The organism is Kitasatospora sp. NPDC048296 (genome assembly GCF_043201815.1).
Taxonomy (GTDB): Bacteria; Actinomycetota; Actinomycetes; order Streptomycetales; family Streptomycetaceae; genus Kitasatospora.
On the sequence record NZ_JBICZB010000030.1, the window covers coordinates 626 to 13,480 of the forward strand.

General features: G+C 74.8%; 12 protein-coding genes and 1 pseudogene. 10 read left to right on the plus strand and 3 right to left on the minus strand.

Annotated elements, in window-relative coordinates:
- A pseudogene (locus tag ACGF12_RS19360) lies at positions 1–858 on the plus strand (tetratricopeptide repeat protein); the annotation flags it as partial.
- 84 nt (positions 859–942) lie between these two features.
- The gene (locus ACGF12_RS19365; protein ID WP_393031313.1) at positions 943–1,830 is read left to right on the plus strand and encodes a tetratricopeptide repeat protein; all 888 of its coding nucleotides are present in this window, start codon (positions 943–945) and stop codon (positions 1,828–1,830) included.
- 75 nt (positions 1,831–1,905) lie between these two features.
- Here the strand turns inward: ACGF12_RS19365 and ACGF12_RS19370 are convergent, their stop codons facing one another.
- Positions 1,906–3,276 (minus strand): DUF1015 family protein, encoded by a 1,371-nt coding sequence (locus ACGF12_RS19370; protein WP_393031138.1) that lies wholly within the window; start codon positions 3,274–3,276, stop codon positions 1,906–1,908.
- Positions 3,277–3,368: 92 nt separating this feature from the next.
- On the opposite strand from ACGF12_RS19370, the gene ACGF12_RS19375 reads away from it, so the two are divergent.
- Positions 3,369–3,953, plus strand: a complete 585-nt coding sequence (locus ACGF12_RS19375) for a tetratricopeptide repeat protein (RefSeq protein WP_393031141.1) — start codon at positions 3,369–3,371, stop codon at positions 3,951–3,953.
- Between the two features lie 65 nt (positions 3,954–4,018).
- Positions 4,019–5,056, plus strand: coding sequence for an HAD-IIA family hydrolase (locus ACGF12_RS19380; RefSeq protein WP_393031144.1), 1,038 nt, complete (start codon positions 4,019–4,021; stop codon positions 5,054–5,056).
- A gap of 31 nt (positions 5,057–5,087) precedes the next feature.
- On the opposite strand, the gene ACGF12_RS19385 is transcribed toward ACGF12_RS19380, so the two are convergent.
- Complete coding sequence (locus tag ACGF12_RS19385; RefSeq protein WP_393031147.1) at positions 5,088–5,435, minus strand: SCP2 sterol-binding domain-containing protein; 348 nt, start codon at positions 5,433–5,435, stop codon at positions 5,088–5,090.
- Positions 5,436–5,597: 162 nt separating this feature from the next.
- On the opposite strand from ACGF12_RS19385, the gene ACGF12_RS19390 reads away from it, so the two are divergent.
- The 4 genes from ACGF12_RS19390 (at position 5,598) to ACGF12_RS19405 (ending at position 8,439) form a co-directional block, all read left to right on the plus strand.
- The gene (locus ACGF12_RS19390; RefSeq protein ID WP_393031150.1) at positions 5,598–6,410 is read left to right on the plus strand and encodes a hypothetical protein; all 813 of its coding nucleotides are present in this window, start codon (positions 5,598–5,600) and stop codon (positions 6,408–6,410) included.
- A complete protein-coding gene (locus ACGF12_RS19395; RefSeq protein WP_393031153.1) occupies positions 6,394–6,591 on the plus strand; it encodes a hypothetical protein in 198 nt (65 codons plus the stop codon). The genes ACGF12_RS19390 and ACGF12_RS19395 overlap by 17 nt, the downstream gene beginning before the upstream one ends.
- Before the next feature lie 36 nt (positions 6,592–6,627).
- Entirely contained in the window at positions 6,628–7,434 is an 807-nt protein-coding gene (locus ACGF12_RS19400; protein WP_393031316.1) for a TlyA family RNA methyltransferase, read from the plus strand.
- Positions 7,435–7,530: 96 nt separating this feature from the next.
- Positions 7,531–8,439 (plus strand): NAD kinase, encoded by a 909-nt coding sequence (locus ACGF12_RS19405; RefSeq protein WP_393031156.1) that lies wholly within the window; start codon positions 7,531–7,533, stop codon positions 8,437–8,439.
- A gap of 19 nt (positions 8,440–8,458) precedes the next feature.
- Here ACGF12_RS19405 and ACGF12_RS19410 read toward each other — a convergent pair whose 3' ends face one another.
- A complete protein-coding gene (locus ACGF12_RS19410; RefSeq protein WP_393031319.1) occupies positions 8,459–10,075 on the minus strand; it encodes a PLP-dependent aminotransferase family protein in 1,617 nt (538 codons plus the stop codon).
- 257 nt (positions 10,076–10,332) lie between these two features.
- Between ACGF12_RS19410 and ACGF12_RS19415 the strand changes: the two genes are divergently transcribed.
- Entirely contained in the window at positions 10,333–11,028 is a 696-nt protein-coding gene (locus tag ACGF12_RS19415; protein ID WP_393031158.1) for a YitT family protein, read from the plus strand.
- A gap of 88 nt (positions 11,029–11,116) precedes the next feature.
- The gene (gene recN / locus ACGF12_RS19420) at positions 11,117–12,850 is read left to right on the plus strand and encodes a DNA repair protein RecN (RefSeq protein WP_393031322.1); all 1,734 of its coding nucleotides are present in this window, start codon (positions 11,117–11,119) and stop codon (positions 12,848–12,850) included.
- Positions 12,851–12,855 lie beyond the last annotated feature (5 nt).

Below are 12,855 nucleotides of genomic sequence, written 5' to 3' on the forward strand. Positions count from 1 at the left end.
CGTCCGGCCGGCGGTGGTTTCCGTCGCGACGACCGCCCCTCCGGTGGCGGCTTCAACCGTGACCGCGGCGACGACCGCGGTGGCTTCCGCCGTGACGACCGCCCGGCCGGCGGTGGTTTCAACCGTGACCGCGACGACCGCGGTGGCGACCGTGGCGGCTTCCGTCGCGACGACCGTCCGGCCGGTGGTGGTTTCCGTCGTGACGACCGCCCCTCGGGTGGTTTCCGTCGTGACGACCGTGATGACCGTCCGCGTCGTGACGACCGTCCGTTCCGTGACCGCGATGACCGCGGTGGCGACCGTGGCGGCTTCCGCCGTGACGACCGTCCGGCCGGCGGTGGTTTCCGTCGCGACGACCGCCCCTCCGGTGGCGGCTTCAACCGTGACCGCGGCGACGACCGCGGTGGCTTCCGCCGTGACGACCGTCCGGCCGGCGGTGGCTTCCGCCGGGACGACCGTCCGGCCGGTGGTGGTTTCCGTCGCGACGACCGCCCCTCGGGTGGTTTCCGTCGTGACGACCGTGACGACCGTGGCGGGTTCCGCCGCGATGACCGCCCCAGCGGTTTCCGTCGTGACGACCGTGATGACCGTCCGCGTCGTGACGACCGTCCGTTCCGTGACCGCGATGACCGCGGTGGCGACCGTGGTGGCTTCCGCCGTGACGACCGTCCGGCCGGCGGTGGTTTCCGTCGCGACGACCGCCCCTCCGGTGGCGGCTTCAACCGCGACCGCGGTGACCGTGGCGAGCGCGGTGGTGACCGTGGCGGTTTCCGTCGCGACGACCGTGGCGGCGACCGTGGCGGCTACCGCCGGGACGACCGTCGGGACGACCGTGGCGGCGACCAGGGCCGTCGGGACTACGACGACCGCCGTGGCAACTACGAGCCGGTCAAGCGACTGCCGATCCCGGAGGACGTCACCGGCTTCGAGCTGGACGCGGACGTGCGCCAGGAGCTCAAGAGCCTGCCCAAGACGCTCGCGGACGACGTCGCCCGCAACCTCGTGATGGTGGCCCGCCTGCTCGACGGCGAGGCGGAGGAGGCCTACCAGTACTCGCGCGTCGCGCTCCGGCTGGCCTCCCGCGTCGCGGCCGTCCGCGAGGCGGCCGGGTTCGCCTCGTACATGACGCAGCGCTACTCCGAGGCGCTGACCGAGTTCCGCGCCGCCCGTCGGATGACCGGCCGCGCCGACCTGTGGCCGGTGATGGCCGACTGCGAGCGCGGTCTGGGCCGTCCGGAGCGGGCGCTGGCGATGGCCGGTGAGCCCGAGGTGAAGCAGCTGGACAAGGCCGGCCAGGTCGAGATGCGCCTGGTCGCGGCGGGTGCCCGCAGCGACATGGAGCAGTTCGACGCCGCCGTCGTGACCCTGCAGAGCCCGGAGCTGGCCTCCAGCGCCGTGCACCCGTGGACCGCGCGGCTGCGGTACGCCTACGCCGAGGCGCTGATCGCGGCCGGCCGTGGCGACGAGGCCCGCGACTGGTTCGCCAAGGCGGCCGAGGCCGACACCGACGGTTCGACCAACGCCTCCGAGCGCCTGGCCGAGATCGACGGCGTCGAGTTCACCGACGCGCTCGACCCGGAGCTGGCCGAGGAGGAGGCCGACAAGGCCGAGGCCCCGGCGAAGAAGCGCGGCGGCGACATCGCCGACGACCGCGTGATCTTCGAGGACGAGGAGGACGTCGAGGAGTACTACGACGAGGACGACCTCGAGATCGACGAGGACTTCGACGGCGTGGTGCCCGAGCGTTCCCTGGACGCCAAGACCGAGGCCGAGGCCGAGCAGGCCGAGAAGGCCGAGAAGGCCGAGGACAAGGGCGACGCCCAGAGCTGAGCGCCCTGACCTGGCACACCGTGAGGCCCTGTTGTTCCCCGAGGGAGCGGCAGGGCCTCACGGCGTCCAGGGCGGTCAGCCCAGGGTGAGGTTGCGCAGCACCAGCCCGGTGGCCGGCTTCGGCCCGAAGGAGGTGGACTTGCGCGGCATGGTGACGCCCTGCTCGGCGAGCCGCCGCACCACGCTCTCCCGGACCGGGTGCAGCAGGACGGCGGTGCCGCCGGTGCGGGCCGCCTCGCGTTCGGCGGCCACTGCGGTGTGCAGGTAGCCGATGTCGTCCGGGCCGTCGGGGACGTGCCAGGTGTGGTCGAGCAGGGTGGCGTGCAGGACGGTGGCGTCCAGGTGGCGCCACTCCTCGGGCCGGTCGTGCGGCACGGTGGCGTCCAGCAGGGACTCCTCGGGTTCGCCGAGCAGCCAGTAGACGCCGTCGCCGCCGGTCAGCACGAAGCCGTTGCCGCCGTGCCGCTTCTGCTCGGCGAGCGCCTGGAGCGCGGCGGGCAGCGGGCCAGGGACCTCCTTGACCTTCCAGTGGTCACCGAGCTTGTTCAGCGCCTCGGCCACCGGCAGCCGGTACAGCACGCGGTGGATGGCCCGGACCCGCAGCGGGTAGCGGGCGGTGTCCACCAGGAGCACCATGCCGCGGTCCCACGGGCTGCGCGGCAGGTGGCGGTGCTCGCGCTGGAGCCGCAGGTACATCTCCCAGCGGTGGTGGCCGTCGGCGATCAGCGCCCGGCAGGTGGCCAGGTCGCGGCTGATCTCGGCGATCTCGGCGGGGTCGGTGACCGCCCACAGGCGGTGGTGGGTGCCGTCGCTGGTGGCGGTGGAGAGCAGCGGCTCGCCCTCGACCGTCCGTTCGAGGACGCCCGAGGCGCCGCCGTTGCCGCGGTAGGTGAGCAGCAGCGGTTCGAGGTTGGCCCGGGTGGTGCGCATCAGGCCGACCCGGTCGGCGACCGGCTGGGGCATGACGTCCTCGTGCGGGAGGACCACACCGGCCTCGGGCCCGCTCACCGCGAGGGCGCCGATCAGACCGCGCTGGAGCAACTCGGGGGAGTCGGCGGTGGCGGGCACCCGCTGCTCGTAGACGTAGATCGCGGGGAGCGGGTCGGCGGCGAGCACGCCCTCGCGCTGCCAGGCGGCCAGCAGCCGGGCGGCGTGGCGGTACTTGGTGTCGCGGTCGGGGCGGTCACCGGCGTCCTCCGGCTCGGGCCGGGGCAGGATCAGCCGGACCACGTTGAACGGGTCGGCGGTCTCCAGGTCGAGCCGGCGCCCCGGGTCGACGACGTCGTACGGCGGGGACATCACCGCGGCCAGCGCGCCGACCCGGTCGGGGACGTAGCGCAGTCCCCGGAAGGGGGACAGGGACAGGCCTGCGGTGGCGACGTGCCCGGGATCGCCGGGGCCGCCCTCGGGAGTCTCGACTCCGTCTTCTGCACTGGGTGCGCTCATTCTGGGCATGGTAACCGGGTACACGTTGTTGAAAGATCTGTATACCCGTGCCGTCTCGTGGGGCGGGCGAGCGATCGAGGGCGAGGTACGGCATGGACGACGGGCAGGGACGGTCGGACAGCGGCGGCCCGGGGGAGGGCGTGCCGATGGGGGGCATCCCGGCCCAGGGACGGTCCGGGGAGCCCGCCGGGGACGTGTACGACTGGTTCCGCCGGGGCGCGAAACTGCTGGCCCAGGGGCATCCGGCGGCCGCCGAGCAGCTGCTCACCCGGGCGGCGGACGCCGAGCCGCACTCGCGCAGCATCCGGGAGGCGCTGGCCCGGGCGCAGTTCGACGCCGGGTCGTACGCGGCGGCGCTGGAGAACTTCCGGGCCGTGGCGCTGGCCGATCCGGCGGACGACTACGCTCAGTTCGGGTGGGGCGTCGCGGCGGCCCGGCTGGGCGACTTCGAGACGTCCGTCGAGCACCTGGCGCTGGCCGTGGCGATGCGGCCGGAGACCGACCACTACCGGGAGGCGCTGCGGCAGACCCGGGCCACCCTGGCGGCCCGCGCCGGGGCGTTCGGCCCGCTGCTGCCCGGGGTCCCGGCCAGCGGCAGGAGCCAGGGCGGGGAGCCCGTGGCGGACGCCGGGGAGCAGGCGGGGGGAAAGCCCGAGGGCGTCAACGGCGACGCCTGAACGGGCAGGTACGAGCAGTGCAGTTGTCGAACGCGGTGAACCGCAGTGAATGAGGTAGCGCAGCCATGACCGAGACGGCCACCACCGTGCGACGCACCGCCCCCGGCGGCAGCGAGGGCCCGCTGACCGGGGCGTACGACACCGCGCTGCTGGACCTGGACGGCGTGGTCTACGCCGGCCCGCACGCGATCGAGCACGCGGTGGACTCGCTGGCGGCCGCCCGGACGGCCGGGATGCGGCTCGCGTACGTGACCAACAACGCCTCCCGCCCGCCGCGGGTGGTGGCCGAGCACCTGACCGAGCTGGGCGTGCCCGCCGAGCCGGCGGACGTCATCAACTCGGCCCAGGCGGCCGCCCGGGTGGTCGCCGAGAAGGTGCCGGCCGGGGCGAAGGTGCTGGTGGTGGGCGGTCTGGGGCTGGAGGAGGCGCTGGCCGAGCGCGGGCTGGTGGCGGTTCGTTCGCTGGACGAGGAGCCGCTCGCGGTGGTCCAGGGCTTCGACCCGTCGGTGGGCTGGCCGCAGCTGGCGGAGGCCGCGTACGCGGTGCGCGCCGGGCTGCCGTGGGTGGCCTCGAACACCGACATGACCGTGCCGACGGCGCGCGGGATCGCGCCGGGCAACGGGACGCTGGTCGCGGCGGTCAGGGCCGCGGCCGGGGTGGAGCCGGAGGTGGCGGGCAAGCCGCTGCCGCCGATGCACCGGGAGACGGTGCTGCGGACCGGCGCCCGGCGGCCGCTGGTGGTCGGGGACCGGCTGGACACCGACATCGAGGGTGCGTTCAACGGCGGGGTGGACAGCCTGCTGGTGTTCACCGGTGTGACCACCCCCGCGCAGCTGCTGGCGGCCCCGGTCGAGCACCGGCCGACCTACCTGGCGGCGGACCTGCGCGGCCTGCTGGTCCCGCAGCCAGCGGTGACGGCCCGGGACGGCGGCTTCGGCTGCGGCGGTTGGGTCGCGACGGCCGAGGGCGGCGAGCTGCTGTTGACCGGTGCCGGGGACCGCTGGGACGGCCTGCGGGCGCTGTGCGCGGCGGCGTGGACGGCGCTGGACGCGGACGGCGGGCCGGCGGACGGACGGAAGGCGCTGGCCGAGCTCGGCTTCTGAGGCTTCTGAGGCTTCTGACCCCCGGTGGCGGTCAGAGCAGGGTGCGCAGCCGCAGCAGGTCGCGGAAGCCGGCCTCCAGCCTGACCCGGCCGCTCGCCCAGGCGGAGGCGAAGTTGAGCGTGCCGCGGACCAGGGCGAGCAGGTCGTCGCTGGCCATGGTGAGCTGGATCTCCGCCTTCGCGGCAGGCGCGCCGGACGCGGCGATGACGTCCTGGATCCGGCCCTCGCGCAGCCGCCCGGTGAAGGTCAGGTCGAGGTCGGTGATCCGGCAGCTGAGCGAGCGGTCCATGGCGGCGGCCTTGCGGACGTCGCCGGTGGAGTCGGCCATGTTCCGGCTGAGCTGCTCCAGCGCCTCCCGGCACTCCTCGACGTTCGCCATGGCGGTGGCTCCATCCCCAGGTCACTACGGTGCTCTGAACTGCCCGGGCCACGGTACCTCAGGAGGGTTTTGGCGGTAGCGTCGTCAGTGGGGTGCCCGGAAACGGCCCGGGTACCGACGGCGACGGAGCGATGCGCGCGTAGGCGCTAAGGAGGCACCCGGATGCTGCCGAGGACGGTGCGGGGAGCGGTGGCGGCCGCCGCCGTGGTGGTGGAGGAGGTCGGCAAGCGGGTCGTCGAGACGGCGGCCGCGGTCCTGGAGAAGACCGGTGTCGACGTGACCGAGGTCGAGCGCAAGCTCGGCGGGCAGTTCCCGCCGTCCGCCAAGACGCTGCAGACGATGGCGGAGGAGGCCGTCACCGCCGGGCGGGCCGGGGTGGACCTGGCGGTCGGGGTGGCGCGCAACGAGGTGGAGAAGGCCTTCGAGCGGGTCGGCGACCAGGTGACCAAGGTCGGCGTGGTGCTGGCGTACCTGGAGAGCAAGCTGCGCGAGATCGAGGAGGAGCCGGTCGCGGCGAAGTCCGGGCCGGACCTGTACGAGGCGGCGGCGGAGGAGCCGACGCCCGCGCCGCGGGCGGACGATCTGTTCGGACGCGGCTGGGAGTACGAGAGCGAGCGCGTGGCGGGGGAGCCGATAGTGGCCGAGCGGGTGGATGTGGACGAGCCGGTCGAGGTCGATCCGCCGGTGCCGCCCGCGCCGCGGGCCGGGGAGCCGACGGCCGCGAAGAAGACGACGGCCGCGAAGAAGACGACGGCGAAGAAGGCGACGGCCGGGAAGGCTGCCGCGACGAAGACGACGGCCGGAAAGGCCGCCGCGAAGAAGACCACCACCGCCAAGAAGGCCACGGTCGAGAAGACCACCACCGCGAAGCAGCCGGACGCCCAGCCCAGGACCCCCGCCAAGCGCACGGCGACGAAGAAGACCACCGTCCGCAAGGCCACCAGCACGAAGAAGCCCGATGCCCGAGACAAGTGAGCACAGCCAGCCGGTCGAGCCGCTCGGCGTTGAACTGCTGCCCACCGGCCACCCCGGGGTGGACGCCGGGCTGGCCCGGCTGGAGGCCCTGGACGGGGTCCCCGCCGAGGCACACGTCGCGGTGTACGAAGATGTTCACCAGCGGCTCGCCGACACGCTGGCCGCACTCGACCAGGAATGACCCGTAGGACCCGTAGGAGCTGAAACACCAGTGGCAGTGGCACGACGCCGACTCGACGCGGAGCTGGTCCGCCGTAAGCTGGCCCGGTCGCGTGAGCACGCGTCCGAGCTGATCGCTGCCGGTCGGGTGACCGTCGGCGGCACCACCGCGACCAAGCCGGCCACCCAGGTGGAGACCTCGGCGGCGGTCGTGGTGGCCAAGGACGACAACGATCCCGACTACGTCTCGCGCGGCGGCCACAAGCTGGCCGGGGCGTTCGCGGCCTTCGTGCCGCAGGGCCTGGTGGTCGAGGGCCGCCGGGCGCTGGACGCGGGTGCCTCCACCGGCGGCTTCACCGACGTGCTGCTGCGGGCCGGGGCCGCCCACGTGCTGGCGGTGGACGTCGGCTACGGGCAGCTCGCCTGGTCGCTGCAGAGCGACGAGCGGGTCACCGTGATGGACCGCACCAACGTGCGCGAACTGACCCGGGACGCGATCGGCGGCACCCCGGTCGACCTGGTGGTGGGCGACCTGTCCTTCATCTCGCTGGGCCTGGTGCTGCCGGCGCTGGCCGCCTGTGCGGCGGAGGACGCGGACCTGGTGCTGATGGTCAAGCCGCAGTTCGAGATCGGCAAGGAGCGCCTGGGCAGCGGCGGGGTGGTGCGCAGCCCGCAGCTGCGTGCCGAGATGGTGCGCCAGGTGGCGGGGCAGGCGTGGGAGCTCGGGCTGGGCGTGCGGGCGGTCACCGCGAGCCCGCTGCCGGGGCCGTCCGGGAACGTCGAGTACTTCCTCTGGATGCGCCGGGACGCCCCGCAGCTGGACCCGGCGGAGGCGGAGCGGGCCGTGGCGGAGGGGCCCCGGTAGGTAGGGTGCTCAGCGAGCGTCCGGCCCGTCATGCTGTATGGCGCGGCCGCACCGGGCCAAGGGCGACCCGGGCAGGCGTAGGGAGAGGGCAGCGGCATGAGCGATGAAGAACGTACGGTCTTCCTGATCGCGCACACCGGCCGGGAGGCGGCGCTGCGCAGCGTCGAGGGCCTGGTGCACGGGCTGCTGAAGGCGGGGCTCCGGATCAGACTGCTGGAGGCCGAGGCGGTGGACCTCGACCTGCCGGACGGGGTCGAGAAGGTGGCCGAGGGACCGGGGGCGGCGGACGGCTGCGAGCTGATCCTGGTCGCCGGCGGTGACGGGACGCTGCTGCGCGGCGCCGAGCTGGCGCGCTCGCACGGGCTGCCGATGCTGGGGATCAACCTCGGCCGGGTCGGCTTCCTGGCCGAGGCCGAGCGGGACGACCTGGCCGTGGTGGTCGAGCGGGTGGTGGACGCCGACTACGAGGTCGAGGAGCGGATGACGATCGACGTGATCGTCCGCACCAACGGCGATGTGGTCCACCAGGACTGGGCGTTGAACGAGGCGTCCATCGAGAAGGCGTCCCGGGAGCGGATGTTGGAGGTGGTGACCGAGGTGGACGGCCGACCGGTCTCCAACTTCGGCTGCGACGGGGTGGTCTGTGCGACGCCGACCGGCTCGACCGCGTACGCGTTCTCCGGCGGTGGGCCGGTGGTGTGGCCGGAGGTGGAGGCGCTGCTGATGGTGCCGATCTCCGCGCACGCGCTGTTCGCCCGGCCACTGGTGACCTCGCCGGACTCGGTGCTGGCGGTGGAGGTGCAGCCCAAGACCCCGCACGGGGTGCTCTGGTGCGACGGGCGGCGCTCGGTCGAACTGCCCGCCGGGGCACGGGTGGAGGTGCGCCGGGGGCAGACGCCGGTGCGGCTGGCCAGACTGCACCGGGCGCCGTTCACCGACCGGCTGGTGGCCAAGTTCGCGCTCCCGGTGACGGGTTGGCGCGGGCGGTCGAAAACCGGACACTGAGGCGGAGTCCGGCGAACGGTCAGACCGCCAGCGGCTGGGCCCCGTCGGCCGAGCCGAGCCGGCCGCCCGCCGCCGCGCGGGCGGCCACCGCGGCGAGCCGCTCGACGGCGGTGGGCACGGCCGCGGCGGGCACGGTGAGCGGCAGCCGGATGTGGTGCTCGAAGGCACCGTCCGAGCCGAACCGGTTGCCGGAGGCGATCCGGATCCCGGCGCGCTCCCCGGCCTGGGCCAGTGCCGCGCCGGACAGGCCGCCGGTGGAGACCCACAGCGCCAGGCCGCCGAGCGGCATCGGGAAGTCCCAGCCCGGCAGGTGCCCGGGCAGCGCGGCGGCGAAGGCGTGCGCGGTGGCCCGCAGCCGGTCCAGCTGGTGGGCCCGGACGGCCTGGAGCGGCTCGCCCATCAGCTCGGCGGCGATCAGCTGGTCGAGGACCGGCGTGCCGACGTCGCTGTAGACCCGCTCGGTGGCCAGCCGGCGCACGAGCGCGGGCGCGGCGCGGACCCAGCCGATCCGCAGGCCGCCCCAGAGCAGCTTGCCGGCCGAGCCGACGGTGACCACCTGGGCCGCGCGGTCCAGCGCCGCCATGGGGCGCGGCAGCGGCGTGGACTGCGGCACGCCCCAGCCGAGTTCGGCGGTGGTCTCGTCGACCAGCACGATGCTCCCGGCGGCCCGGGCTGCGGCCAGCAGCTCGCGGCGCTGCTCCTCGTCGATCAGCGCGCCGGTGGGGTTGTGGAAGTCCGGGATGACGTAGGCGACCTTCGGCGCGGCGCCGCGCAGCACCCGCTGCCACTCCTCCAGGTCCCACTGCTGCTCGCCCGCTCGCCTCCGGGGCGCTCGGACCTGGTGCCGACGCTCCTCGCTCCGGCGCTCCTTCGTCGCTTGTCGCTCGTCGCTTTCGGCGCCGGCGCGCCCCTTCGGCTCGGGGCGGGACTGCGGCAGGGCGTACGGCACCGGCACCAGGCGCGCCCCGGTGAGGCGCAGGGCCTGCAGGGTGTGGGCGTAGCTGGGGGCCTCGACGGCGACCCGGTCGCCGCGGCCGATCAGCACCCGCTGGACCAGGTGCAGGCCGCCCATCGCGCCGGTGGTGATGAGGATCTGGTCGGGCGTGGTGGGCAGTCCGCGCTCGGTGTAGCGGCGGGCGACGGCCTCGCGCAGCACCGGGACGCCGGTCGGGTAGTGGCCGTGTCCGGCGGCGTAGTGCGGGAGCAGCTCGACGGCCCGGGCGGCGGCCTGCCCGATCCAGGGCTGCGGGGCGGGCAGCGCGGCGACGCCGAGGTCCAGGGTGCTGCCCTGCTCGTCCGGCGGGACGGGGTGCAGGGCGTCGCTGGGCGGCGGGGCGCCCTCGGGCAGGGTGGTCCAGCTGCCGGCGCCGCGGCGGCTGAGCAGGTAGCCGTCGCCGCGCAGGGTCTCGTAGGCGGTGGCGACGGTGGTGCGGCTGAGCTCCAGGGCGGAGGCGAGCTCGCGTTCGGCGGGCAGCCGGGCGCCGACCGGCAGCCGGCCCTCGGTGACCAGCAGCCGGATCTGGCCGGCGAGGGTGCGGTAGGCGGGGCGGCGCCTGGTGGCCGGCTCGGGGAGCCGGGCGGTGGCGAGCAGCCGGGCCAGTGCGGGCGGGGTGACGGTGGTGTGCCAGTCGGCCATGGCGCTCATTAGAGGACCATCCCTTCTGCAGCCCATAGGGGTTGACTCAGGAAACTCATGCGCCCACCTCGCTGCGCTCGGCAGGCGCTTCGCGCAGCCGCACCTCTTCGATGATGAGCTCGCGTCGCTCATCAGTCCACTTGCTCGTAATTGGCCCTGGAAGGGGCCTGTTTGGCCTGCTCATCATGGCAGGGCGGCCGTCGAGCCGCCACCACCGGGGCTGCCCCGGGGTGCGGAACCATCCACAGGAGCACCGATTGGCCACCACGACCACGACCCCGCCCGCCCCCGGGCCGACCCGGCCGGGCCCGGTCGTCCGGATCCTCGGCGACACCCACGCGCTGGGCCGCCGGCTCCCGCAGCTCGCCGTCGGCCTGGTCCTGTACGGCGTGAGCATGGCGCTGATGCTCCGCTCCGGCCTCGGCCTCGATCCCTGGGACGTCTTCCACCAGGGCCTGCAGCGGGTGCTCGGGCTGACCGTGGGCGCCTGGGTGACCATCTGCGGGGCCCTCGTGCTGCTGCTGTGGATCCCGCTGCGCCAGCGCCCGGGCCTGGGCACCGTCGCCAATGTGCTGATGATCGGCGCGGCCATGGACCTCACCCTGCGGCTGGTCGGCGGCCCCGCGGGCCTGCCCGCCCGGATCGCGCTGATGGCCGCCGCGGTCGTGCTCAACGGCCTGGCCTCCGGGCTCTACATCGGCGCCCGCTTCGGCCCGGGCCCGCGCGACGGCCTGATGACCGGCCTGCACCGGCACACCGGCCGCTCGCTGCGGCTGGTGCGCACCGGCATCGAGGTCATCGTGCTGGCGGCCGGTGTCCTGCTGGGCGGTACCGCCGGGGTCGGCACGGTCGTGTACGCGCTGGCCATCGGCCCGCTGGTACAGCTGTTCCTGCCCTGGTGCACCGCGTCGCCAGCCCAGGACACCTCGCCGCAAACGCCCCGGATGGGATGAACTTCCGGGCACGGAGTTGCCGCGCGCCGTTGCCGCTCGTCGCGCTCCGGGGCCGGAACCTCGTAAGGTCGTCTCCGTGTTGGACGAGATGCGGATACGGGATCTTGGGGTCATCGACGACGCGGTGGTCGAGCTGGCCCCCGGCTTCACCGCCGTGACCGGTGAGACCGGCGCCGGCAAGACCATGGTCGTGACCAGCCTCGGCCTGCTGCTCGGCGGCCGCGCCGACCCGGGCCTGGTGCGCAACGGCTCCGGACGCGCGGTCGTGGAGGGCCGGCTGGAGCTGCCCGCCGACTCCTCGGTGGCGGCCCGCGCCGTCGAGGCCGGGGCGGAACTGGACGACGGCGCCCTGCTGATCAGCCGGACCGTCTCTGCCGAGGGCCGCTCCCGGGCCCACGTCGGCGGACGGGCCGTCCCGGTCGGGCTGCTTGCCGAGCTCGGCGAGGACCTGATCGCGGTGCACGGCCAGACCGACCAGCAGCGGCTGCTGCGCCCGGCCCGCCAGCGCGGCGCGCTGGACCGGTACGCGGGCGAGGCGGTGGCCGAGCCGCTGGCCCGCTACCGGGAGACCTACCGCGCCCTGCGCGAGGTCTCGGCCACCCTGGAGGAGCTGACCACCCGGGCCCGCGAGCGCGCCCAGGAGGCCGATCTGCTGCGCTTCGGCCTGGACGAGATCGCCGCCGCCGAGCCGGTGGCCGGGGAGGACGTCGAGCTGGCCGCCGAGGCCGAACGGCTCGGCCACGCCGACGCGCTCTCCTCCGCCGCGACCCTCGCCCACGCCGCCCTGGCCGGCGACCCGACCGACCCGGAGGCGCTGGACGCGGGCACCCTGCTCGCCCAGTCCCGCCGCGCCCTGGACGCCGTGCGCCACCACGACGAGCGGCTGGCCGCCCTCGCGGACCGGCTGAACGAGGTCGGCTACCTGCTGGCAGACGTGGCCGGGGACCTGGCCGGTTACGCCGACGACCTGGACGCCGACCCGGTGCGCCTGGCCGCCGTCGAGGACCGCCGGGCCGTGCTGGCCCAGCTGCTGCGCAAGTACGGCGGCGAGGAGAACACCCTCGCCGAGGTGATCGCCTGGGCCGAGGCCGGGGCCGCCCGGCTCGCCGAACTCGACGGTGACGACGACCGGATCGACCGGCTCGGTGCCCAGGAGACCGAGCTGCGGACCGAGTTGGCCGAGCTGGCGGCCGAGGTGTCGGCCGCCCGGCGGGCCGCCGCCGGCCGCTTCGCCGGGGCCGTCTCCGCCGAACTCGCCGAACTGGCCATGCCGCACGCCCGGGTGACCTTCTCGATCACCCAGCTCGACGACCTGGCCGGGATCGAGGTCGACGGCCGCACCGTCGCGTACGGGCCGCACGGCGTGGACGAGGTCGAGGTGCTGCTCGCCCCGCACCCGGGCGCCCAGCCGCGCCCGATCGCCAAGGGTGCCTCCGGCGGTGAGCTGTCCCGTGTGATGCTCGCCGTCGAGGTGGTCTTCGCGGGTGCCGACCCCGTCCCCACCTACCTGTTCGACGAGGTGGACGCGGGCGTCGGCGGCAAGGCCGCGGTCGAGATCGGCCGCCGACTGGCCAAACTGGCCGAAACCGCGCAGGTCGTGGTGGTTACCCATCTCCCGCAGGTCGCCGCCTTCGCGGACCGGCACCTGGTGGTGGAGAAGACCAACGACGGCACCGTGACCCGCTCCGGCGTCAAGGTGCTGAACGACGAGGAGCGGGTGCGCGAGCTCTCCCGGATGCTGGCCGGCCTGGAGGACTCGGAGCTGGGCCGCGCCCACGCCGAGGAGCTGCTGGCCACCGCCCGGGCCCCGCGCCAGCGTTAGGCCTG

Coding starts and splice junctions, on each gene's coding strand:
- ACGF12_RS19410 (WP_393031319.1), bottom strand. CDS start 10,075: ATGGCCGACTGGCACACCACCGTCACCCCGCCCGCACTGGCCCGGCTG.
- recN (WP_393031322.1), top strand. CDS start 11,117: ATGCGGATACGGGATCTTGGGGTCATCGACGACGCGGTGGTCGAGCTG.
- ACGF12_RS19370 (WP_393031138.1), bottom strand. CDS start 3,276: ATGAGCGCACCCAGTGCAGAAGACGGAGTCGAGACTCCCGAGGGCGGC.
- ACGF12_RS19375 (WP_393031141.1), top strand. CDS start 3,369: ATGGACGACGGGCAGGGACGGTCGGACAGCGGCGGCCCGGGGGAGGGC.
- ACGF12_RS19390 (WP_393031150.1), top strand. CDS start 5,598: ATGCTGCCGAGGACGGTGCGGGGAGCGGTGGCGGCCGCCGCCGTGGTG.
- ACGF12_RS19395 (WP_393031153.1), top strand. CDS start 6,394: ATGCCCGAGACAAGTGAGCACAGCCAGCCGGTCGAGCCGCTCGGCGTT.
- ACGF12_RS19405 (WP_393031156.1), top strand. CDS start 7,531: ATGAGCGATGAAGAACGTACGGTCTTCCTGATCGCGCACACCGGCCGG.
- ACGF12_RS19385 (WP_393031147.1), bottom strand. CDS start 5,435: ATGGCGAACGTCGAGGAGTGCCGGGAGGCGCTGGAGCAGCTCAGCCGG.
- ACGF12_RS19380 (WP_393031144.1), top strand. CDS start 4,019: ATGACCGAGACGGCCACCACCGTGCGACGCACCGCCCCCGGCGGCAGC.